This window comes from Terasakiispira papahanaumokuakeensis, from assembly GCF_001709345.1.
Classification (GTDB): Bacteria; Pseudomonadota; Gammaproteobacteria; order Pseudomonadales; family Halomonadaceae; genus Terasakiispira; species Terasakiispira papahanaumokuakeensis.
In genome coordinates this window covers 3,889,953-3,913,374 of record NZ_MDTQ01000001.1, presented here as the reverse complement: position 1 = coordinate 3,913,374, position 23,422 = coordinate 3,889,953, and the positions used below count along the sequence as shown (strand labels likewise).

16 protein-coding genes are annotated in these 23,422 nt (G+C 52.9%); 9 read left to right on the top strand and 7 right to left on the bottom strand.

Features of this window, described 5'->3' with window-relative positions:
- The first annotated feature begins 41 nt into the window (after positions 1-41).
- The 3 genes from BFW38_RS17060 (at position 42) to BFW38_RS17050 (ending at position 4,209) form a co-directional block, all read left to right on the top strand.
- Entirely contained in the window at positions 42-1,520 is a 1,479-nt protein-coding gene (locus BFW38_RS17060) for an alanine/glycine:cation symporter family protein (RefSeq protein WP_069000012.1), read from the top strand.
- Positions 1,521-1,775: 255 nt separating this feature from the next.
- Positions 1,776-3,176, top strand: a complete 1,401-nt coding sequence (locus BFW38_RS17055; protein WP_069000011.1) for an aspartate ammonia-lyase — start codon at positions 1,776-1,778, stop codon at positions 3,174-3,176.
- A 4-nt stretch (positions 3,177-3,180) separates the two neighbouring features.
- The gene (locus BFW38_RS17050; protein ID WP_069000010.1) at positions 3,181-4,209 is read left to right on the top strand and encodes an asparaginase domain-containing protein; all 1,029 of its coding nucleotides are present in this window, start codon (positions 3,181-3,183) and stop codon (positions 4,207-4,209) included.
- Between the two features lie 56 nt (positions 4,210-4,265).
- Here BFW38_RS17050 and BFW38_RS17045 read toward each other — a convergent pair whose 3' ends face one another.
- Positions 4,266-5,153 (bottom strand): AEC family transporter, encoded by an 888-nt coding sequence (locus BFW38_RS17045; protein WP_069000009.1) that lies wholly within the window; start codon positions 5,151-5,153, stop codon positions 4,266-4,268.
- Between the two features lie 205 nt (positions 5,154-5,358).
- Between BFW38_RS17045 and BFW38_RS17040 the strand changes: the two genes are divergently transcribed.
- From BFW38_RS17040 to BFW38_RS17030, 3 genes are all read left to right on the top strand, one after another.
- Positions 5,359-7,329: a methyl-accepting chemotaxis protein gene (locus BFW38_RS17040; RefSeq protein WP_069000008.1), complete on the top strand. Its 1,971-nt coding sequence runs from the start codon at positions 5,359-5,361 to the stop codon at positions 7,327-7,329.
- A 317-nt stretch (positions 7,330-7,646) separates the two neighbouring features.
- A complete protein-coding gene (locus BFW38_RS17035) occupies positions 7,647-9,545 on the top strand; it encodes a DUF294 nucleotidyltransferase-like domain-containing protein (protein WP_069000007.1) in 1,899 nt (632 codons plus the stop codon).
- Positions 9,545-10,249, top strand: coding sequence for a 3'-5' exonuclease (locus BFW38_RS17030; RefSeq protein ID WP_069000006.1), 705 nt, complete (start codon positions 9,545-9,547; stop codon positions 10,247-10,249). Before BFW38_RS17035 ends, BFW38_RS17030 begins: the two co-directional genes overlap by 1 nt.
- A gap of 177 nt (positions 10,250-10,426) precedes the next feature.
- Here the strand turns inward: BFW38_RS17030 and BFW38_RS17025 are convergent, their stop codons facing one another.
- The gene (locus BFW38_RS17025) at positions 10,427-12,100 is read right to left on the bottom strand and encodes a BCCT family transporter (RefSeq protein ID WP_245686185.1); all 1,674 of its coding nucleotides are present in this window, start codon (positions 12,098-12,100) and stop codon (positions 10,427-10,429) included.
- A gap of 511 nt (positions 12,101-12,611) precedes the next feature.
- Positions 12,612-13,532, bottom strand: coding sequence for an acyltransferase (locus tag BFW38_RS17020; protein WP_218186445.1), 921 nt, complete (start codon positions 13,530-13,532; stop codon positions 12,612-12,614).
- Positions 13,533-13,653: 121 nt separating this feature from the next.
- On the opposite strand from BFW38_RS17020, the gene BFW38_RS17015 reads away from it, so the two are divergent.
- Positions 13,654-14,019: a translation initiation factor gene (locus BFW38_RS17015; protein WP_069000004.1), complete on the top strand. Its 366-nt coding sequence runs from the start codon at positions 13,654-13,656 to the stop codon at positions 14,017-14,019.
- 48 nt (positions 14,020-14,067) lie between these two features.
- On the opposite strand, the gene BFW38_RS17010 is transcribed toward BFW38_RS17015, so the two are convergent.
- The 3 genes from BFW38_RS17010 to BFW38_RS17000 form a co-directional block, all read right to left on the bottom strand.
- Entirely contained in the window at positions 14,068-14,469 is a 402-nt protein-coding gene (locus BFW38_RS17010) for a DUF3617 domain-containing protein (RefSeq protein ID WP_069000003.1), read from the bottom strand.
- Between the two features lie 79 nt (positions 14,470-14,548).
- The gene (locus BFW38_RS17005; protein ID WP_069000002.1) at positions 14,549-15,019 is read right to left on the bottom strand and encodes a DUF3617 domain-containing protein; all 471 of its coding nucleotides are present in this window, start codon (positions 15,017-15,019) and stop codon (positions 14,549-14,551) included.
- A 106-nt stretch (positions 15,020-15,125) separates the two neighbouring features.
- Positions 15,126-17,345: an OsmC domain/YcaO domain-containing protein gene (locus tag BFW38_RS17000; protein WP_069000001.1), complete on the bottom strand. Its 2,220-nt coding sequence runs from the start codon at positions 17,343-17,345 to the stop codon at positions 15,126-15,128.
- Between the two features lie 425 nt (positions 17,346-17,770).
- Between BFW38_RS17000 and BFW38_RS16995 the strand changes: the two genes are divergently transcribed.
- Together BFW38_RS16995 and BFW38_RS16990 are read left to right on the top strand one after the other, a co-directional pair.
- Positions 17,771-22,525, top strand: a complete 4,755-nt coding sequence (locus tag BFW38_RS16995; protein ID WP_069000000.1) for an RHS repeat-associated core domain-containing protein — start codon at positions 17,771-17,773, stop codon at positions 22,523-22,525.
- 8 nt (positions 22,526-22,533) lie between these two features.
- Positions 22,534-22,914, top strand: coding sequence for a DUF2750 domain-containing protein (locus BFW38_RS16990; RefSeq protein WP_068999999.1), 381 nt, complete (start codon positions 22,534-22,536; stop codon positions 22,912-22,914).
- A 321-nt stretch (positions 22,915-23,235) separates the two neighbouring features.
- On the opposite strand, the gene BFW38_RS17805 is transcribed toward BFW38_RS16990, so the two are convergent.
- Positions 23,236-23,422: IS3 family transposase (locus BFW38_RS17805; protein ID WP_139116710.1), on the bottom strand; the 187-nt coding region annotated here is incomplete at its 5' end.

The following is a 23,422-nucleotide window of genomic DNA, read 5'->3' as shown; positions in this document are numbered from 1 at the left end:
GGCCGAACTTTTTCTAACAATAAAATCGTGGAGAACTTTCCATGCTAGATTTCCTTAACGACCTGCTGTGGGGCAAAGTCTTACTGGTCTTGCTTGTCGCAGTAGGTGTTGGGTTCACCATCGCCTCTCGCTTCGTTCAATTCCGCTACTTTGGCCGCATGTTTAGCATCCTTGGTGCATCCCAGGCCTTTAAAAAAGATAAACATGGTCATTTAAGCTCTTTCCAAGCGCTGGTTCTATCTGTTGCTGGACGTGTCGGTGGCGGCAACATCGCAGGAGTCGCGGTAGCCATTACACTCGGTGGCCCCGGCGCGGTTTTCTGGATGTGGGTAGTCGGCCTGATGGGGATGGCCACCAGCTTCCTCGAATGTACCTTGGCACAGACTTATAAAGAATCCGAAGGCGATGGTACTTACCGGGGCGGTCCTGCCTATTACATCGTCAAAGGTCTAGGCAAGCAATGGACTTGGCTGGCGGGTCTTTACTCGGTGCTGCTGTTTGTGACCTTCGGTTTTGCCTTCACTGCCTTACAATCCTATTCTGTGGCCACTTCTTTTGGCGATGCCTTCGGCGTACCAGTGCTTTATAGCGGTATTGCCCTCGCGATGGTGGTCGGTCTGATCATCTTCGGCGGCATTAAGCGTATCGCCAACATTTCTGAAGTCCTGGTTCCGATCATGGCTGGGGGGTATATTCTGATCACCCTGCTGGTACTGGGCTTAAACATCGAGAAAATCCCCGATGTCGTCACCTTGATTGTCAAAAGTGCCTTTGGCCTAGAACCGGCGCTGGCAGGCGGCATGACGGCAGCCTTCTTGTATGGCCTCAAGCGGGGTCTCTTCTCCAATGAAGCGGGCTTGGGCAGTGCCCCCAACGTCGCCGCCGTCGCCTATGTACCGCACCCGGCGAACCAGGGTATCGTACAGGCCTTCTCCGTGTTTATTGATACTGTCATCATCTGTTCGGCAACCGCATTTCTGATCCTGCTCAGTGGCGTCTATGACCCGGCCGCCGGTGCAGGGGCAGAAGGTGGCATTGCCCTCACTCAATCAGCGCTGGCTGATCATGTGGGTGAATGGGGTCGTACTTTCGTCAGTCTGGCCTTATTACTGTTCGCCTTCAGTACTATTCTGTACAACTACTATTTGGGCGAGAATAGCCTCAACTTCTTCAGCCGCAATAACCAAAACCTGTTCAACGCCTTCCGTATCGCCATTGTATTGCTGGTATGCTGGGGGGCAACAACTGACCTAGGCACTGTGTTTGGCTTTGCGGATGTCACCATGGGCTTGTTGGCCGTCGTCAACTTGATTGCCTTGATCATGCTGTTTAAGCCCGGTCTGCGCATTCTCAAAGATTTTGACAGCCAGATCCGTGAAGGTGTTGAGCATCCGGTATTTGATGCTAAAAAACACCCCGATATGAACTTGGATCCTCAATCTTGGGAAATAGAACCTGAAGACTTGGCCCGGATTCACCAAGTATTGGGCAATAACGAAACAGCCACGACTAAAGACTAATCCTGTTAGGATCGGTTCCCCCTCAGGGCCTGCTTCCTAGCAGGCCCAACCCACGTCGTTTTTGCTAATGTAGCTTGTCTGGTGCTATCGGCGTATGGCTAAGCACATTAGCCAAAATGACCACCTGAAGACTTCACACTTCAATCTCAGCGCTGAACCGCCCTGTAGGCTTAACGAGAGATTGATCAAAAGACGCTAATATAAGCTTATATTTTACTTGTATTGAAACAGGATTATTTTCTCAGGAAAACCAAGATGACCACACGTATTGAACACGATTTGTTGGGTGACCGTAAGCTACCACAAGACACTTGGTACGGTATTCAGACTCAGCGTGCTGTTGAAAACTTTAAAATTACGGGGGTGCCGATTAGCCACTTCCCGGAGTTAGTGCGTGCTTTGGCCATGGTGAAAGCCGCCGCGGCCAAAGCCAATCGTGATGTGGGGGTCATTGAACCTAAGAAAGCCGAAGCCATTATTCAGGCCTGTGATGATATCGCCGGTGGTGCCCTGCACGATCAGTTTGTCGTCGATCTGATCCAAGGCGGCGCGGGCACTTCAACCAATATGAATGCCAACGAGGTCATTGCCAATTTGGCCTTAACCCAAATGGGGCACCAGAAAGGGGAATATCAATATCTTCACCCCAATGACGACGTCAACCGTTCACAATCCACCAATGACGCCTATCCCACCGCCACCTGTGTAAGCCTTCAGTTTGCTGCAGAGCCCTTGGTGGTCGCCATTGAGAATCTGAAAACGGCACTGCACAACAAAGGGGCCGAGTTTGCGGATGTCGTCAAAATGGGGAGAACACAGCTGCAAGATGCTGTCCCCATGACATTAGGACAAGAGTTCGAAGGCTTTGCCGTCAACCTGGGTGAAGATATCGATCGCATTCATGAAGCCTGCCGCCTGCTCTGCGAAGTCAACCTGGGCGGCACTGCGATTGGCACGGGGATTAACACCCACCCTCAGTATCAGGCACTGGCCGTTCGCTATCTGGCGGAAATTTCCGGCAAGCCCATCGTGCCCGCCTCAAACCTGGTTGAAGCCAGTTCCGACATGGGAGCCTTTGTCTTCTTATCGGGCATGCTCAAACGTTTTGCCATTAAGCTCGGCAAAATCTGTAATGACTTACGCCTGCTGTCCAGCGGTCCGCGCACGGGGTTAGGTGAAATCTCATTACCGCCGATGCAACCGGGGTCATCGATCATGCCAGGCAAAGTCAACCCGGTGATTCCAGAAGCCGTCAACCAGACCGTCTATCAAGTGATTGCCAGCGACTTGGCCGTCACCCTGGCGGCAGAAGCCGGTCAGCTTCAGCTGAATGCCATGGAACCGATGATCGTTTATAACCTGCTGAACTCAATGCGCATGCTGTGTGAAGCCTGCTCGATGCTGCAAACCCGCTGTATTGAAGGCATCCAGGTCAACCGCGAACAATGTGCACGTCACGTCGATAACAGTATTGGCATCATTACCGCATTGGTGCCTCATATTGGCTATGCCAATGCCTCACGCATTGCCTCAGCGGCACTGCATAGCGGCAGCACAGTGCGCGAACTGGTGTTGGCTGAAGGTCTGCTCAGTGAGGGGCAGTTAGACCGTTTATTAAGCCCTCAGGCCATGTTGGCCCCGCACTTGGAGCCCTGAGCCTATGTCAGTACATTCGAATACTGCTCGATTATTAATCTTACATACCGGAGGCACCATTGGCATGGTGCCCTCCCCTCAGGGTTATGTGCCAACAGCAGGCTTCAGTGAACGCTTAGCGGCTCATTTAGCGTGCTACACCGATCAGCCCTTACCCGACTATCATTTGATTGAAATGTCGCCATTGATCGATAGTGCCGATCTCGTGCCCAGCGATTGGCAACACATCATGACCCAGCTTCATCAGCACTGGAATGACTATGAAGGGTTTGTCATTCTGCACGGCACCGACACTTTGGCTTATACCGCCTCAGCGCTTTCTTTCATGCTCGGCGCCATGAACAAACCGGTGGTACTGACGGGCTCTCAGATCCCCTTGGGTGAGCCCCGTAGTGATGCCTTAAGCAACCTGCAAACCGCCATGCTCACGGCCAGCCGGTTAGATGCACCACGCGAAGTCTGTGTCGCTTTTCATGATCGTATTTTACGAGGTAACCGAGCGCGCAAAGTCCGCAGCCAAGGTTTGGACGCCTTCAATAGCCCGAATGCCTCTTGGTTAGGCGAATCCGGCATTACGCTGCGCTTCTCGCCTCAAGCACTCCCAGTGGCAGCGCCCGTTTGGCCAGAGACCGACTTCGAACACCACCGGGTTGCCCTGCTGACGACCTTTCCCGGCATGACGCTAGATCCATTAAATGCGTTGTTAAGTGACTCAAGACTCAGTGGTTTAGTGCTCTATAGCTATGGCGTCGGCAACCCTCCTAGCCTCAACGGCCAGTTGGTCGCCCGCCTGAAGCATGCGACTGAGCAAGGCACTGCCATTCTGAACGTCACTCAGTGTCACCAGGGACAGGTCGAACAAGGCGCCTACGCCACTGGGGCCACGCTCAATGACGCCGGTGTCATCCCCGGCCATGACATCACATTAGAAGCGGCATTGAGTAAGCTTCAGGTATTACTGGCACAAGGGCTTTCTGGTGAAGCGCTGCATCAGGCGTTACGCACCCCATTACGGGGCGAGTTCAGCCTTTGAGGCTTAGCTCAACCATCAACCAGAAGTAGACAAAGACTAGCGCTGCTGAAACGCCATCAAGCGGACGGCATCAGCAGCGCAAGCAAAAAGGGTAAGTAAATAAATGAAGCCATTGTCGAACAAAACACCAAGGTCGCCACATACTCGGGTTCGCGCCGGGCACGCTGAGCAAAGAGATAATTAAAGACCGCCACGGGCATGCTCATTTGCAAAATCAGTACCTTCTGCGCCATCGGCGGCAAACCGATCAAAACCCCGATGCCCCAAGCGGCTAATGCTGCCAACGGAATACGCACCAAACAAAAAACCAGCCCTTCCGATAAGTTTTTGGCCCGAATGGAGGCTAATGACACGCCGAGCGTGATCAACATCAAGGGCACCGTAAAACCGGAAATGAGCTCCAACGCGTTCCCTAGCCAACGCGGCATGGAAATATCGAACAGCATCAGTAATAAAGACACTAATACCGCGTTCAGTGCGGGGGCTCGGAATAGCTCGCGCCACGGATGCCCACTATGACTACTTAACCAGGTCCCTAAGGAAAACTGCACCAAGGTCAACGTCACCATTATGGTAATCGCTAAGGCAAAGCCCGCCTGACCAAACGCATAAAGACATACCGCCAGCCCCATATTCCCCGTATTGGGCGCCAACATGGGAGAAAGCAACACCTTCCAATCTTTCTTAAGCACCGGGCATAACATAAAAGTCACCCCGGTCATCAAGGCCAACACCAGCAAAGTGCCGAGCATGGTACTGCCAAAATCGGCCGGACTCAGCTCAGCCCGACTCAGTGACGATAAAATCAGCGCAGGCGTACCAATGTTAAATACTAAGCGAGTGACAAAATCGACTGGATAGGCTTGGCCCGTTTTAATCCAACCATACCCTAAGCCTGCACCGGCCATCACCGGGGCCATAACTGCAAATAATTCAGCTAACATAGAGGTTAATCTCAAAACTTTGGGGGCTTACACCGCCGGACTCCCATGCGGTACATTAGCGAGATATCAACAACACGGACATCGTCTGAAAACCTGTGTTAACCCAGCTGCCACACAATCATGCATAAATATTGCATAACCAGCATTCACACAACGTCACACAGACTCAGCGATAAGGAAGTCATTGCCATGAGAGGTCAGATTTATGACGCTAAATCGTAAAATTCTCTGGTTAGGGGTCACCCTAGTCGTCGCCGCATTGCTGGTATTAGTCCTGGTGATGCAAATGTTTGCCCGGCCTGAGTTGTACCAGAATCAATTACAGGCTTCACGGGACACCATCGAAAGCACCACGTATCAGATCGAAATCGCCCTTAAAGAAGCCGAGGCACTCACTCAAAGTATTGCGTCACAAGCCGCCTCTTTACCACTGAATCGTGAGACCTGGAGACAACAACTGGCTCCCTTGATCGATAACTTTGGTAATGCCGCCATCGCAGGGGGCGGGGTTTGGCCTGAGCCCAACCGCTTCTCCCCAGGCACCGAAAGGGCCTCTTTCTTTTGGGCCCGCAATAGTAGCGGCCAGCTAGAACTGCTAAATGATTACAATGATCCGGCGGGCACGGGCTACCACAATGAAAGCTGGTACCAAGTGGGACGAACCTTGAAAGCCGGACAATGCGGCTGGTCTGAATCTTATGAAGACCCTGTGTCAGGCACCCCGATGGTCACCTGCACCGTTCCAGTGCAAAGAGACGGTCAATTTTGGGGCGTCGCCACTGTCGACCTCATGCTATCCGGTCTGAATAAAATGCTACAGGCTCGAAATTCGACCACCGGAGGCTACAACGTGGTGCTGGACCAGACCGGACGCATCGTCTCTTTCCCCGGCATTCGCAGCGAATCACTCAACATGCAAACGCTTGATGATGCGATCCAACGCTACCCAGGGTTGGCTCCTTTAAAAACGGCGATGAGTCGTAACGAAACCACCCAGGAACTTCCTGCCAGTGTCGTCGGCCATGATCAATCAGTACTACTGAAAACCACCATGCCCGAGCAGGGGTGGACCGTCGCGATGATCTTGCCGCATAAGCGCGCAATGGCAGCTGTTAATCATATCACAAAGGGGCTGTTTCTCGTGATGACCCCCTTGGTACTGGTCTTTGCAATCGCCCTGATCTTGTTTGGCCGCCGCATTATCACCAGCCTCAATGCCACCACCGACCAAGTCAATAAACTGGCTCAAGGCCATATCGACGATAAACTGGTGATTGAGCGCAAGGATGAAATTGGTCAGCTTCAACAAGCGGTCAATCATTATGGTGAACACCTCGCGGCGATTCTTCATCAAATCGTGAGCGAAGCCACGACACTCGGTGATGATGCCAAAGGCTTGGGCCAACTCAGTACACAACTGAGTGATCGCGCGGTACAACAGATGGGAGAAAACGAAACACTGGCCGCCGCGATTAATGAAATGTCTGCCAGCGCCAATGAAATCTCTGACAACACCGGCACCACCGCAGAAGCCGCCGAACAAGCTTCAGCCTTAGTCGATCAGGGACGCCAAAGCGTTGACCAGAATAGTCAGGCGATTGAACAATTAGATGCCCGCCTACAAAGCGCCCGACAGGTCATCGACCAGCTCTCAGACGATGCGCAACAAGCCAGCTCGATCCTAGAGGTCATTAAAACGATCTCGGAACAAACCAATCTCTTGGCACTGAATGCGGCGATTGAAGCGGCACGCGCCGGAGAAGCAGGCCGTGGGTTTGCTGTAGTGGCTGATGAAGTGCGTTCTTTGGCATCCAAAACACAAGAGTCCGCCTCAGAAATTGATGGCATCATCAATAAGCTACAAAGCGGGGCTCATCAGGCCGTGGAAGCCATTGAAGAAAGCCACAATGCGTCACAATCGTCCCTGGGTCAGGCCCAACAAACGCAACAAATTTTCAACGATATTGTGCCTGCGTTTGACCATATTCGGAATAACACCATGAGCATCTCATCCGCGACGCAACAACAATCCAATGTGGCGGAAGACATCAGCCAAATGGCAGAGCGTATTTATCACCTGGCCGAAGCCAATGGTCAGGATGCCGATCATTTAAGCACCATGAGTCAAAATACCATCGCCGCCGCCGAAAGGCTCAAGGCGCTCGGGAGTCAATAAGGAGCCCATTGCAGTCAAAAAAGCCTAATATCAAAACGCTTGATCATCGCGCGGCCTACAGGCCGCGCTTTTATCACTGCACCGCGCGACCCCATCACATCTCAGCCTTTACAGCATCCCTGCCAAAGGCCAGACTGACGTCCATCGTTGTGAGTAAACGCCAGCCAGAGCCTAGTCAAAAGGGCTTGATGACGATCACCTCACTATGAGTAGCACTGGATCACTGGCCACTCAAACCAGCGATGACTCAAGCCAGTGATCATCAACATCAGTGACGAACAACGAATCTATCAGGCGTTTCGTTAAGGAGAATCGGCGTGGATGTCGAGCTGCTGGAAATTCGTGATCATATGGGGCGCTTCCCCCCTTTTGACGGTATCTCGGATGATTTATTAGATGCCGCAGCGGAACAAGTCGAAATCCGCTACTTCAAAGCAGGGACGGATATCCTGCTGCTTAATGCACCCATTCATGAGCTGTGCTACATCCGCAGCGGTGCCGTCGAAATTTATCGCCGTGGTGGCGATCTCTATAATCGACTCAGTGAAGGGGATATTTTCGGCCACTTTGGCTTGCTGCGCAGCCATCAGGTGCGTTTCCCGGCTCGAGCCCTGGAAGACAGCCTGATTTATTTCATCCCAGAGGCCGTATTCAATCGTCTATGCGATGAAGATGAGAGTTTTGCCGACTTTGTCGAAGCCGAAGGCTCAAGACTGAAATCCACTGTTGAGCAGCAACATAAAGAAAATGACATGATGATCACGCGGGTTAGGAAATTACTGACCCGCAGCCCGGTCATGCTCACGGCGGACGAAACCGTACAAACAGCAGCACAGCGGATGAGTGAGGAAAGTGTTTCATCCGTCCTTGTCCTGGAAAGACCGGAGCACCTGCCGGAACGCGTGTTCACCGATGCTAACGGCCACTCGCATAGCTTAGTTGGTATTTTAACCGACCGCGATTTTCGTACCCGTGTTCTGGCCCAAGGACTCCCCCCAGACACCCGTATCGGCGACGTCATTAGCCCAAAACCCATCACGTTACAGTCCGATGCTTCGGTCTATGAAGCCATGCTCAGCATGTTACGTAACAATATTCACCATTTGCCGATTCTAAAACGCCGTCGTCCCGTTGGCGTACTGCATCTATCGGACATTATTCGCTACGAAACACACAGTAGCCTTTATCTGGTGAATAACATCTTCAATCACCAGAGCGTAAAAGGGCTGGGACATCTCAGTGCTGATGTCAGAGCCGCCTTCGTGCGGATGGTGAACGAAGGCGCCAACTCTCATATGGTGGGTCAGGCACTCTCGACCATTGGCCGCAGTTTCACCCGTCGCCTATTAGAACTGGCCGAAGAACAGCTGGGCCCACCGCCGGTGCCTTACGCCTTTATGGCAATGGGCTCTATGGCACGAAATGAACAGACAGTACTCTCGGATCAGGACAACGCCTTAGTCCTAGATGATGGTTATGACCCAGAACAGCATGGTGACTACTTCCGAGCCATGGCCAAGTTTGTCTGTGATGGCTTAGCGATCTGTGGCTACACTTACTGTAAAGGCGGCATCATGGCGACCAACCCTAAATGGTGTCAGCCATTGAGTGTTTGGAAACGCTACTTCAGCGAATGGATCATGCATCCCAACGCAGAGCGCTTGCTCAACAGTTCTATCTTTTTTGATCTAGATGCGGTTCACGGGGAAGAACACTTTGTTGAACAGTTACAGGATCTAGTGGCCACCAAAGCCTCACAACACCCCAAATTTCTTGCCGCTATGGCGCGTAACGCGCTCTTACGCACACCACCTTTGGGCTTCTTCCGCACTTTCGTGATGGAAAAAGATGGCAAACATAATAACTCTATCAACCTAAAACGGCGTGGTACTGCACCGATGATTGACCTGATTCGCATCCATGCGCTGGCCTGCGGATCGCGCGCCCAGAATTCATTTGAGCGCCTCAATGACATCAGTGAAACCGCTTTACTGGCCCCGGGCATCAGCGATCGTATTCGTTATGCACTGGAGTTTATTTCAATGGTCCGTATTCGTCACCAGGTCATTGACCTGCAGGAAGATCGTGAACCTGATAATAATATTGAGCCAGAAAATGTCTCAGATACTGAACGCCATAATTTGAAAGAGGCCTTCCAAGTGCTCAGTAGCGCACAGAAGTTTTTGAAATTCCGCTATCCCATGTCGGGGCGCTGATGACAAAAAACGCAATATCCTGGTCTGAATATTATGCTGCCCGAGCCGCCGAGGTTCAGGATAGCGCCCTTCAACACTTTTTTGCCCACGGATGTCCTGAACCTGACACGCCGATTCAGGATATCCCCATGGTCGCGCTGGATATGGAGACCACCGGGCTGGACTCCCATCGACATGCCATTGTCAGCGTAGGCATCCAGCCCTTTACGCTTGACCGTATTCGTCTTAGCGAACGCCGTTACTGGGTGCTCAGGCCCCCGCGCCCGCTATCATCGAAATCCATCACCTTCCACCGGATCACTCATTCGGAAATTGCCGAAGCCCCTGACTTTAACGACATTCTAGATGAGCTACTGAATCAACTGACAGGGCATATCCCAGTGGTTCATTTTGCCAATATCGAACGCCCTTTTCTGGACTCGGCCATCAAAGACCGTCGCGGTGAAGGGTTACGCTGCCCAATGATTGACACCATGGCCATTGAAGCGCGCTTTGAACGACGTGGCTGGCGCACACTATGGTCACGCTTGGTCGGGCGCCAGCCCTCGTCTATCCGGCTGCATGATAGTCGCAACCGCTATGGGTTACCGGTTTATCAAGCTCATCACGCCTTGACCGACGCGCTGGCCACAGCTGAGCTCTTTCAAGCCCAAGTGGCCACTCACTTCAGCCCGGATACCCCAATCAGCGAATTCTGGGGTTAACGCCTACGGTGCTGTAGCAGCACACGAGTCAACACACATCGCACGACTCAAAACACATCACTTAAAACACATCACTTAAAACACATAAAGCGGCCCGAAGGCCGCTTTATGCTGATCACGCGATCGTCATATCATATGTCTACTTCGATGAGACCGCTTATACCTCGATGAGACCGCTTACTTGATCGCTTTAGGCTCACTCATCAAACCCTTCACGATCGAATAACATCCCACCAGTAGAATGATGGTAAACGGTAGGCCCGTCGATACCGCCATCGCTTGCAAGGCTTCCAGACCACCGCCGAGCAACAATGCAATGGCAATGGCCCCTTCCATAATCGCCCAGAAAATACGCTGTGCTTTCGGCGCATCGACCTTACCGCCAGCGGTAATCGAATCGATCACCAATGAACCCGAGTCCGACGACGTCACGAAGAACACAATGACCAGCACAATACCGATGAAAGAAGTAATTTCAGCCAAAGGCAGTTGCCCCAACATGGCGAACAACTTGACCTCTAACGCTGCATTTTGAACACCAGTAAAGCCATCATTAATCACTTGGCCAATCGCAGTGCCACCAAAAGCAGTCATCCACAAGACGGACACGATAGAGGGCACAAGCAGTACCGCAATCAGGAATTCACGTACCGTACGGCCACGGCTCACACGTGCGATAAACATGCCGACAAACGGCGACCATGCAATCCACCAGGCCCAGTAAAAGGCTGTCCAGCCTTGACTGAAGTTCACATCATCACGGCCGAATGGATTGGCCAATTCAGGCAAGAACTTTAAGTAAGAACCGAGATTTTCAAAAAAGCCCGTCAGAATCATCACGGTCGGCCCCACTGCAATCACAAAGAGCAACAGCAAGGCTGCCAGCCCCATATTGATCTGGGAAAGGCGTTGTACCCCTTTGTCGACACCGGCCAGGATCGAGAGTAGTGCCACCGCGGTAATCCCGACGATCAAAATGACCATGGTCAATTTGGAAGGGGGAATATCAAACAAATATTGCAGACCCGCTGCCGCCTGTTGTGCACCGAGCCCGAGCGATGTGGCAAGCCCAAACAGTGTGGCAAAGACAGCGAGGATATCAATCAGGTGGCCCGGCCAGCCCCAAACACGCTCACCCAGAATCGGATAGAAAATCGAGCGCATGGTCAGCGGCAGCCCCTTGTTGAAAGAGAACAGCGCTAAAGCAAGCCCGACAATGGCATAAGCGCCCCAAGGGTGTAGGCCCCAATGGAAGATCGTAGCCGCCATCCCTAAGGAAATCGCGCCCTGCTCATCACCGGCCGCACCACCGAGCGGCGCCCAGTCCGTCCTCACTCCATTTTCCATAGTCGTGCCCGCCATGGAGGTGCTGAAGTGGGTTAAAGGCTCTGACACACCATAAAACATCAGGCCAATCCCCATACCGGCAGCAAAGAGCATCGCGAACCAGCCCATATAGCTGTAATCCGGTTTCGCATGTGCACCACCAATACGGACTTTACCCAAAGGCGTAAAAATCAATACGAGGCTGAGCACCACGAACACATTGGCCCCCAGCAAAAAGACCCAGGTCAAATGGCTGGTTAACCAATTACGCAGCCCTTCAAACCAAGGTCCCACTTCGGTCTGTAAGGCCAAAGTCAGAATAACAAAAACGAGGATCACTAATGATGAGATAGTGAAGACCTTACCATGCAGGTCGACATCAAACCCAAAGGTATTGGTCGTGATATTGTCCTGGCCAATCACGTAATCGGTATCGATTAGATTAGCCGGACCTTCCGGCGCCGGAATGCCCTCTGAAGCAGGCGGTGTTTGTTGTGTTTTATCGTTCGAATTCTCGTGCGTCACGGGAGTGTCTCCTTGCTGACGTCGATGAATGAAAAGGGACAAAATCGTACATTGCATGATCAATTAACATTGTACACATGACTCACGTTACATGATCCGAGCACTGACAGCGACCTGCAGAGTCGATAACGAGACCGAAACCTTCAGGCCTAACGCATCAACGACAAATCAATGTCCCTCTCAATCGTCATCAATGTGATAGCTCAGCATCGGAGGAGTCACGGGTACAATGCCAACCCACTTAGCATACCCCAAGCGGCCTCAGCACAGAACTTATCCACGTCACACGCAAACAAGCCAAGGCTGATGCAGCACACAAGAAAAACCGTATCGGGGCATAGAACCCTGCAAACCTCGCCTCTGTACAGCGATGAATGTACTGAAACAGACAAATGCACTGAAACAGACAAATGTACTGAACAATACTACTCAGATAGTTGTACAAAGGCGATTGTACGAAAGTAACTATAGCAGGATCGGTATAATCTTGGATAAGAAAGGAAAGAACCACTCAGGAAATAGAATGATCAGAGCCCGTTTTACGCCCCTGTTCACGCCATTGAACCAAACGTTCATCTTTGGCACGCCAGCGCTCATTCAACCACTGCTGAAACCCCGAACGGTAGGCGGGGTCGCCCTGATAGTCGCCATTAATCAAATGTTCAGGAATGGGCTGTTTATCCAAAATCACCACCACACGCCGGACCTGACCCGATAATAGCTGCCAAAAATTCGGCACCCCGTCTGGATAGAACACCGTCACATCAAGCAGGTGGCGAATCTGTCCTTGCATCGCATCCAGCGCATAAGCCACCCCGCCACTTTTAGGGCGTAACAAGCACTGAAAAGGAGACTGCTGACGCTCATGTTTCGCCGGTGTAAACCGAGTGCCTTCAATAAAGTTAATGACACTGACCGGATAATGGCGGAATTTTTCACAAGCCCGACGAGTCGTTTCCAAATCCTTGCGAGCCAACTCAGGATGTTTACGCAACACACTTTTCGAATAGCGGCGCATAAAAGGAAAGTCCAGTGCCCAAAATGCCAAGCCTAAGAACGGCACCCAAACCAGCTCACGCTTCAGGAAAAACTTAAAGTCCGGCACTTGGTTATTCAGCGCTTCAATCAGGGCCGGAATATCCACCCAAGACTGATGATTAGCAATCACCAATAAAGATTCATCTCGGCTTAATTGGGCACGCCCTTGAATATCCCACCGGGTCGGCGTTAACGCGGCAAAAATCCATTGGTCAACCGTGGCCCAAGCCCGAGCCACCCACATGATGCCATTCCCCAACACGCGCTGCATTGGAGGAGCCGGTAGTAACTTCAACAAGGCCATGATCATCATGGGCACAATCCCCACCAGGGTATTGAGCAAAAGCAGCAAAATAACGAGCATTCCCGTTACAAAATGGCGCAGGGCTTTCATTGCAAAGTCCTTGTATGATCACAAATAAAATCAGCTTATCCTACCCAAAGCCGGCAACGCTGGCGACACACGTCACGTTGCGCTAGGGTAACAAGCAATCAAAACAGAGAACGGATCGACAATGGCATCACTTCAGGATCAGTTGGCCCAGCTCGGGCTGGCCCAACCGATTTCAACTGACACAACATCCCACGAAACGTCAGAACCGGAGATCAGCGAAGCCGATCAAGCACGCATCGCCCAGCAAGATGGCATTGTCAGGCTCAGACGAGAAACCAAGGGCCGCAAAGGTAAAGGCGTCACCACCATTAGCGGTTTACCCTTAACCGAAACCGAGCTCAAGGCCATGACACAAACCCTGAAAAAACGTTGCGGCAGTGGCGGCGCCTTGAAATCAGGCACTATCGAGATCCAAGGGGATCATCGCGAGACGCTAAAAAGCGAACTGGAACAGCAGGGCTATACCGTTAAATTCGCCGGCGGTTAATGCTTCGCCCCCAGCGTATTCTCATCGCAATTAAAACATGATTAACCGTTATCGACAGTCGCCCAATCGTTGGCCGTTAACTTGAGCATTCAAGGTCAGTTGCCCCAACTGTTGGGGGCCATGCCCCTGCATATTCAGCTGACCTTGCATCTGATCCCCCGAAAAATTCACCTCACCTAACCCACTCAATGCGCCGACCTGACCTTGGCATTGCATCCGCACCGCAATATGCCCGCCCTTGTTTTCGACCACCTGACTTTGACACTGTGCCCGACCATTCAATACCTGAGGCTGGCGCAAGTGATTAATTAATTGCTCACGTGAGCGGATACACACTCGCCAAGGCCCCTGCGGTAGAGGCAGTGGCTGACCATAAAGCAGCAACTGTGGCTGCCCATGAATCTCCCAGAGCCCCAATTTAATCGGCTCATCCGCGGCATAAGTCGACATAGAGACAAAGCCCCATGATGCCAACAAAAGTGCGGTAGCACACCGCCTTACCCATTGTGATACCCACTCAGCCATGGCATTACTGGCCTTCTTCACAAGGCCCAACGCGCTGGCCGGTCAACTGACTGGTAAACGTGACCTGACCTTGGTTGGGATTTTCACCTTGCATATGCACTTCTCCGGTCATCTGGTCACCGTCAAAATTCAATGCCGTCTTGCCTGCCATTTCAACATTACCCTGCTTGCAAGACACGGTGTAGGCAATATGTCCGCCATCATTATCCAATAGGGTTTGCTCGCAATCAGGCTGGCTTTCATCCCGCTCGGGGTTCATTAACGTATCCAATAACTGCTTACGGGAAGAAAAGCACACACGATCCGGCTCATCAGAAGGGATATTCATCGTCCGGCCCTGCATCTCAATAGTGGTCTCGTCCTGCATTTCCCACAGACCATATTCGATATCATCCGCCAGCACGCTGCCACTGATCAGCGGTAGCCCAATCGCGCCTAATAGCAGGGCACTTGATACTTTCCAATGTCGACTCATCTCGGTGCTCCTTTTGACTCACAGGATTCAGCCGTCAGCGTGCCGCATCCCCGCAGCGCCCCCAAGTGTCGCCTTCAGGCATCAATCCGCCCGCGAAACAGCACCATTAAGCATGGCGCTGAGCCCAGGCCGCGCGCGCTGCATGCAGTTTTTGATAGCTTTCAATCAATCGCAGGTGCTTATCCAACCCTTCCAGCTGCATATTGGTCGGCGTGAGACCATAAAAACGGACGGTCCCCTCAATCGAGCTCACAACCGCCTCCATCCGTTCATCATTGAACATGCGGCGGAAGTTAGTGATGTAATCCCCCAGCTGCATCGCCTCATCCAAGACGACTTCCAGCGTCGCATTCATGGCCTGATAAAAGAGACCTCGCTCAACGGTATTGTCGTTGTACTGCAAGAACATCTCGACCTCTTCCTTGGCCTCTTCAAGCCGATTCAAGGCCAAGTGGATCAAGAGCTTCAACTCCAATACCGTCAGCTGCCCCCAGACCGTATTGTCATCAAACTCGACCCCGATCAAGGTCGTGATATCGGTATAATCATCCAACTCACTGTCTTCCAACCGCTCGACCAAATCCGTCAATTGCTCATCATCCAAGCGGTGAAGGTTGAGAATATCTTCACGGAAATACAGCGCTTTATTGGTGTTATCCATCACCAGGTCTTCGACCGGATAAATCTCGGAATAGCCCGGCACCAAAATACGACAAGCCGGCACACCTAGGTCCTCATACACCGCCATATAGGCTTCTTTACCTAAATCACGAAGAATCCCGAATAAACGCTCGGCTTCCTGTGCATTGGCGCTGCCTCGATCCGCTTCGTCATCCGCGACAGAAAAATCCCACTCAACAAAGGGGTAATCCGCACGAGCACTAAAGAAACGCCAGGACACCACACCGGTGGAATCGATAAAGTGTTCCACAAAGTTATTCGGCTCAGTCAGCGCATGGCTTTCAAACGTGGGGGGCGGCACATCATTCAGGCCTTCGAAGCTACGCCCTTGGAGCAACTCGGTCAGGCTGCGCTCCAACGCCACTTCAAAGTTAGGATGCGCCCCAAAAGAGGCGAACACACCACCAGTACGCGGGTTCATCAAGGTGACGCACATCACCGGGAACTGCCCCCCTAAAGACGCATCCTTCACCAGCACGGGGAATCCTTGCGCTTCAAGCCCTTCAATCCCCGCCACAATGCCCGGATACTGAGCCAGTACCGATTGCGGTACATCCGGCAATGCGATTTCCTGCTCTAGGATTTCGCGCTTCACCGCACGCTCAAAAATCTCAGATAAACACTGTACCTGGGCTTCATAAAGCGTATTCCCGGCACTCATCCCATTACTGAGGAAGAGGTTCTCGATCAAATTCGACGGGAAATAGACCACTTCACCATCCGACTGGCGCACATACGGCAATGAACAAATACCCCGCTCAATATTGCCGGAATTGGTGTCATAAAGATCCGAACCTTTCAGCTCACCGTCCAGGGCATAAATCGCCCGACAATGATCATCCAGGATCTCTTCCGGCAGCTCATCATTAGGGCCGGGCTGGAACCAGCGCTCATTGGGATAATGCACAAACTCACTATGGGCGATGGCCTCACCAAAATACTGATCGTTATAAAAGAAGTTACAGTTCAGTCGCTCCAGAAACTCACCCAGCGCGGAAGCCAAAGCACTCTCTTTGGTCGACCCTTTCCCATTGGTGAAGCACATTTGTGAAGCCGCATCACGAATATGCAGCGACCACACATTCGGTACGATATTGCGCCATGAAGAGATTTCGATCTTCATGCCTAAATCCGACAGCAAGCTTGTCAGATTGGCAATGGTGTCTTCTAAGGGAAGATCCTTGCCTGGAATATAAGTCCGTGCCGAATCGCTCGGCGCCGTCATCAACAAGGCCTGAGCATCTTCATCCAGACGCTCCACCACTTCGATCTGAAAGTCCGGCCCGGTTTGCACCACTTTCTTGACGGTACAACGCTCAATCGAGCGTAGAATCCCTTGGCGATCCTTATCCGAAATATCTTCCGGCAGCTCCACCTGGATTTTAAAAATCTGATTGTAGCGATTCTCAGGATCGACAATATTGTTCTGCGAAAGCCGAATATTCTCGGTCGGAATATCTCGGGCTTTACAGTAAACCTTCACGAAGTAAGCCGCGCACAACGCCGATGAGGCGAGAAAATAATCAAATGGGCTCGGTGCAGAGCCATCCCCCTTGTAACGAATGGGCTGATCCGTCACCACCGTGAAGTCATCAAACTTCGCTTCCAAGCGCAGATTATCGAGAAAATTGACGTTAATTTGCATAGCAGAACACCCAAAACCGGGAAATGAGCAGGGATCAGGCAGAACACCTGAATCAATTGCCCGCCATTATCCAGTTTTTCGCCCTCGCCGTCTTGGGCTGATGCGTTCTCTTATCAGGCTTTTGCTCAGCATCTTGCTTTTATCGACATCAACCTGCGTATCATCCGCCCATATTCATACTTCCTTTTTTCATTATTAGCTGTCTTTTCCTGTCGACAACTTTTCATTTTAGCGTCTCTTTTTGCTTACAGTTGTCACGCTTTTTCGACACATGGTTTGATCCCTTATCCTGATATTGATCGATGATGATTCATTCATCAAACAGGCCTCTTTTAGATCAAAAAAATGGCTTTTTTAAAGATCGCTTTTGATGGCGCGTCTACTACTTTACAGCTTCATCACGGCTTCATCTTTAGGGAAAAACGATGACCACCGCACTGAATGACAACACCACCGCCAATGTCCCCCCGGAGTTGCGTGAGCAGGCGATTCATCAAAGGGTGATGAATGCCACCCCTTACGACAAGATCTCAACGCCGCCGGTGGATATTCAAACCGAGCCCGAGGGCAATACGGTGTTGGATGTGGTCATTCAGGCCGCTTATATGGTGCCGGTGGTCGGTAATGTGATGGCCATTGGCGATGTCGCCCGCGATATTGTCAATCTCACCGAGAACGATCGCCAGGGTAATCCCAATGTCGAAAACCCGTGGCTGTGGGCCATTATGGTGATCGATGCTATCGGCATTATTCCTGCGGCAGGCAATGCCTCTCGGCCAATTCGAGTCGCCGCAAGAGAGGCCTTTTTAGCCTTTGCTCGCGGTGAAGGCATCGCCATTGCGGCGGATATTCTCTGGGCTGAAGCGGGCGGTGATGCCATCGCCTTTATGGAGAAATTCCAGAGTTGGTTGCAATCCCAACAGTCGACGATTCAGAACTTCATTAATAGCGTCATCAGTGGCATTAAAGGGTTGGTCAAAGACCCGGTCGAAGGTGCCATTCAAGTCGGATTGATTGAAGCCAATCCCAGCTGGTGGGAGATCGATGAGCACGGTAAGCGCATTGTGCTCAAAGCCTTTGATGAGCTGGTCGAATGGCTCGGTGATGACACCCGTGATGAGCTGGTCTCAGCGCTGGATGATTTGGGCGTGTCGGCCAATCAAATGGTGGCCGAAGGCTTTAATCTGTTATTGCCCGTGGCCGCGACCTTGGCGGCGGCCTTGATTGAGCGTCGCAGTCGCCGCCGTGGGGTTGACCACCAAGCGATGGTCAATACCGGGGCCCCCAACCACAGTCGTCGAAATGCCGTGGTGCCGCGCAGTACCCATGATGGCACGTCTAAGCCCAGCGATTTACCGGCAGGCTGTACCGCCTGTGGGATCAATGCGCCGCAGACCCATACCGCCCACCCGATCGACTATGTCATGGGTGATGAAAACCTCTGGCAAACCGATTTCAGTGTGCCCGGTCGGCTCACGGTGGAGTGGACCCGATTGTACCGGTCCAGCACCGACCAGCTGGATGACAGTGAACTGGGTGCGCGTTGGAGCAGCCCTTATCATATCCGGCTGGAACAGCATCTGACCCAGTTGTATTTCATTGATCCGCAAAACCGGGCGGTGCCGTTAGTGCCCTTGGCGATCGGCCAAACGTATGTGGAGCCCCGTGAGCATTTCACCCTCAGTCGACCGGATGAGCAGCATTACCGCATCACCTATTTAGACGGTAGCTACGACGACTTTCAGCTGATCCCCGAATCCGCCACTTTCCGGCCCGACGATCCGACGGTGCACTTCCGTCTGGTGCGTCAACAAGAGGTGGATGGCCGCGCGCTTACCTTGCGTTATCAACAGGGCCGCTTGCATGAAATCAGCGATGGCGCCGGACTCTTGCTGCGCTGTCATTACACGTCGGTCTCCCGGCCACTCCTCAGCCATATCGAACGCCACTTCCCCGAGACCGATCAAGCGCCGGAAGTGCTGGCCCGTTATCACTACGATGGCCAAGGCGATTTAATCCGCCATGAGGATGCCCGCGGCTACTCGCGTGAGTACACCTATCAGCATCACCTGCTGACCCGCTACACCGACTTTAACGGTATGGGCGTCAGCCTGACTTGGGATTGGCCCAACAAAACCACCGTACCGGACGCTGTGCCCAATGCCCGCAGTGCCCGTTGTGTGCGCAACCGGGTGGACGACGGCAGTGATGACACCACCTTCGAATATCATCGTGACCTCTGGTACACCCGGGTCACCGATGCCGAGGGCGTCGTCCGCATCTACCGCTACAATGCCCAAAACCGCATTGAATCCATCACCTATCCCTATGATGACAGTATCGGCACCGAGCGCTGGCAATGGGATCGCCAAGGTAACCTGCGGGCGCATATCGATGGCGAAGGCCGCACTACCCATTACGACTATGATGACGCCGGTCGCCTGACCGCCATCACCGACCCGGCCAGCCTGACCACCCGCATCGAATACAATGAGCAAGGCCTGCCGACCACCCTGACCGATCCTCAGGGACGTCAGCACACCACCGCATACGATCAGCGCGGCCTGCCCACCGAAGCGATTGACCCGAGCGGTCGCACCACCCAATACCAGCACGATGAGCAAGGCCAGCTCATCGCCATGACCGACCCCCAGGGCAACACCTACCAGTATCAATGGAACGCCCTAGGCCAGTTGATCAGTGCCAGTGACTGCTCCCGCAAAGTCACCCGCTACACCTACGATCATCGCGGTTTCCTGGCCTGCATCACCGATGCCAGCGGCCAACCGACGCAATACGAGCGCGATATCCTCGGCTTGCCCTTAGCCATCCATCACCCCGATGGCGCCGTCGAGCGCTTCCGCCATGATGGTGAGCGCCAACTGGTCGATTACACCGACCCGGCCGGGCATCACACCCGTTATCGTTACAACGGCGTTCAGCTACCGATTGAACGTCAGGACCCAATGGGCCATCGCTTCCAGTATCGTTACGACCGCCTCAACCGCTTGGTCGGGTTGATCAACCAAAACGGCGATCAATGGCAATTCCACTATGACGGGGCTGGGCAGCTGGTCGAAGAATCCGGCTTTGATGGTCGCACCACCCGCTATATTCACGATGACGCCGGGTGGGTCAGTGAAGTCCAACAAGGGGATCGTGTCGTGCGCTTCGAGCGAGACCCCCTGGGCCAACCGATCACCCGGCGCAGCGCTCGCCCCGGCATGCCCGAGCAGATTACCCACTACGCCTATGACGTTCTGGGCCGTTTGGTCGCCGCCCGCGCCCCGGGCAGTGACACCCGCTTTGACTATGACGCCCAGGACAACCTGATCGCTGAAACCCAGCGGTTACAACTGCCCAATGGCGCCCACTGGGCCAGCGTCACCCGCCATACCCATGATGCCCTCGGCAACCGCGAGACCACGACCCTGCCAGACGGCCGCGAAATCGCCTGGCTCCGTTATGGCTCGGGTCATGTGCACGGCATGGCGTTGGATGGGGATTCCCTGATCAGCTTCGAGCGGGACGACCTTCACCGCGCCGTCACCCGCCATCAACAAGGCCAACAGACGCAACTGCGTTACGACCCGGTCGGGCGCCTTTTGGCCCAAGAGGTTTTTCAAGCGGAGGGATCTCAAGCCGCGCCGTCATCGCAGCATCAACCGGGGCGCCGACGGCCGACCATCAAACGTCAGTACCAATACACCGTCAACGGCCTACTCAGCCAAGTGCAGGATCAACAGCGCGGGCCAACCCAATACCAGTACGACCCGCTAGGCCGCCTACGCGAAGCCCTCGCCCCCGGCCAAGCTGAACGCTTTGACTTTGACCCGGCCAGCAACCTGATTGACCCACAAGACGCCGCCGCAGCGGATTCGCATACCCGCGCCACCGAATGGCGGGCGGATCTGTCCATTACTGGCACCTCGGCTCAAGACAAAAGCCGCAACGGCCCGACAGTGATGGGCAACCTGCTCAAACGCTTCGCCGACACCCGTTACCACTATGATCCCCACGGCAACCTCACCCGCAGCATCACCGTTGGCGGCAGTACCTGGGAATACCGCTACGACGCCGAACATCGGCTGGTCGAAGCCTGCCAGTACGCCCAAGCCCCGGCCGCAGGGGATTCGGTAAAAGCGCAAACCAAAGCCGAATACGGCTACGACGCCCTCGGCCGCCGTGTTTGGAAACAAGTCGAGATCGACGGGCAAGCGCCCGAACTTACCGTTTTCACCTGGGATGGCGACCTGCTCCAAAGCGAAACCCGTTTCGAAGGCGACATTCACCAGCCGGTCCGCAGCCGTCCACCGGGCCTTATTCCCGAAAATCCCCGGCGGAAATTTCCCCGGCCGATCGCCCAACAGGTCCACACCCTCGACGCCAGCGACTTGGTGCCGACTCATACCGCGACCTATTTATACGAGCCAGACAGCTTCATCCCCCTGGCTCAACTGACCGCAGGCTTCGACCACACCGCCCTCGCAGCGACTGGCACCGACCGGCAACCCCTGCGTTGCTATCAAACCCAAACGGCCACACTTTACTACTTCCAGACCGACCACCTCGGCACCCCACAAGACATCACTGACACTGAAGGTCACATCGTCTGGAGCGGCCAATACCGCGCCTGGGGCCAACTCGCCCAAGCCCACAACGGCCAAGGCGAAAAGCCTCACGTTCACAACCCCTTTCGATTTCAAGGGCAATACCACGACCCCGAAACCGGCCTTCACTACAACCGCTTTCGCTACTATGATCCCCGTATTGGCAGATTCACCACCCAAGACCCCATCGGCCTTATGGGCGGCGACAACCTCTACCAATACGCCCCCAACCCAACGGGCTGGATCGACCCGCTGGGGTTGAGTGGTCGTAGTGGTAAGCAAGCACGGTTACGCGAAATTGGACAGGATCCTAAACAACCTAACCATGTGAGAGGTTGGATACAGCAAGAGCAAAATTCAATTAGCTCAGGAAAAAGGAGGTCGATCCGCAATCCTCCTGGTTACCAAATGGCTCACAGAAGAGGTTACGAATCACAGAAAGGGTTTGGGTATGAATACTCGGAGCCTCAACATATCGACCTGCATAGACTACAACATAGGTATGACGATAAAGGACGACGAAACAAAAGACATGCCTGTGGCCGCTGTTTCTTGAAATCAGAAGAGTGATCAACATTATGCCAAGCAAAGAATATGAAGCACTTAAGCGAAAAGAAATAAAAGATCGCTATGTCTATACAGTAAAAAAGATAGCAGACAATGAATCAGCATGGGGCTTATACAATGATGGCTGGGTACTAACTGGAAATAGTCAGTCAGAGTTTTTTCCTATATGGCCAACAAAGGAAAGTGCTGAAGTATGTGCAAAAGATGAATGGAAGGACGCTCAGGTAAAAGAAATTGGAATTGATTATTTAATTGACGAACTACTTCTTATGCTAAAAGAGGATAGTATATCAATTGCTATATTTATAATTCCTGATATAGCAGAGTCAGCAGTAAAAACAGCAGAGGAATTCCATTTTGACTTGCTAAATGAGTTAGAAAAATATGAATAGAGGGTGTTCATATTTCTGCGTCACTCGGCGCTTAGATCGCCACGTAACCGCCAACACGGCCCCCTTGACTCCATTCCCACCCTAAGACATCATTCGCGAGCCGCTGCACAATCAGTGGTTCGGGTTTGGTCGCCCGACTGTAGAAGGCGCAGCATGCGCTTAACAGCGCTTTTATGCCTGTTATGGCGAGCTGCGCGGGGACGCCTTCGGGTGTGCCGGTTTCCTTCTACGCCGGTCGACCAACCCTGCGCAGTTCGCCTCCATCTTTTTGGTCGAAGTGGTGGCGAACCTTGATCTTACCCAACAACAGTGGACACTGGTTTAAGCGATTGTGCGGACTTCAAATGCCTCTGGGCTGATCATCCCTATAGCGCTGTGCCGTCGTTGCTTGTTGTAGTCCAGTTCGATGTATTCAAACACCTGACGCCTCATCGTATCTCGTGTTTTAAATAGCTCTCCATGAATGGCTTCCACCTTGAGACTGTGGAAGAAGCTTTCGGCACAAGCG

Excerpts from the sequence above, each read along its gene's own strand:
- BFW38_RS17060 (WP_069000012.1), top strand. The coding sequence starts at position 42 with ATGCTAGATTTCCTTAACGACCTGCTGTGGGGCAAAGTCTTACTGGTC.
- BFW38_RS17055 (WP_069000011.1), top strand. The coding sequence starts at position 1,776 with ATGACCACACGTATTGAACACGATTTGTTGGGTGACCGTAAGCTACCA.
- BFW38_RS17050 (WP_069000010.1), top strand. The coding sequence starts at position 3,181 with ATGTCAGTACATTCGAATACTGCTCGATTATTAATCTTACATACCGGA.
- BFW38_RS17045 (WP_069000009.1), bottom strand. The coding sequence starts at position 5,153 with ATGTTAGCTGAATTATTTGCAGTTATGGCCCCGGTGATGGCCGGTGCA.
- BFW38_RS17040 (WP_069000008.1), top strand. The coding sequence starts at position 5,359 with ATGACGCTAAATCGTAAAATTCTCTGGTTAGGGGTCACCCTAGTCGTC.
- BFW38_RS17030 (WP_069000006.1), top strand. The coding sequence starts at position 9,545 with ATGACAAAAAACGCAATATCCTGGTCTGAATATTATGCTGCCCGAGCC.
- BFW38_RS17020 (WP_218186445.1), bottom strand. The coding sequence starts at position 13,532 with ATGAAAGCCCTGCGCCATTTTGTAACGGGAATGCTCGTTATTTTGCTG.
- BFW38_RS17015 (WP_069000004.1), top strand. The coding sequence starts at position 13,654 with ATGGCATCACTTCAGGATCAGTTGGCCCAGCTCGGGCTGGCCCAACCG.
- BFW38_RS17010 (WP_069000003.1), bottom strand. The coding sequence starts at position 14,469 with ATGTCGACTTATGCCGCGGATGAGCCGATTAAATTGGGGCTCTGGGAG.
- BFW38_RS17005 (WP_069000002.1), bottom strand. The coding sequence starts at position 15,019 with ATGAGTCGACATTGGAAAGTATCAAGTGCCCTGCTATTAGGCGCGATT.
- BFW38_RS17000 (WP_069000001.1), bottom strand. The coding sequence starts at position 17,345 with ATGCAAATTAACGTCAATTTTCTCGATAATCTGCGCTTGGAAGCGAAG.
- BFW38_RS16995 (WP_069000000.1), top strand. The coding sequence starts at position 17,771 with ATGACCACCGCACTGAATGACAACACCACCGCCAATGTCCCCCCGGAG.
- BFW38_RS16990 (WP_068999999.1), top strand. The coding sequence starts at position 22,534 with ATGCCAAGCAAAGAATATGAAGCACTTAAGCGAAAAGAAATAAAAGAT.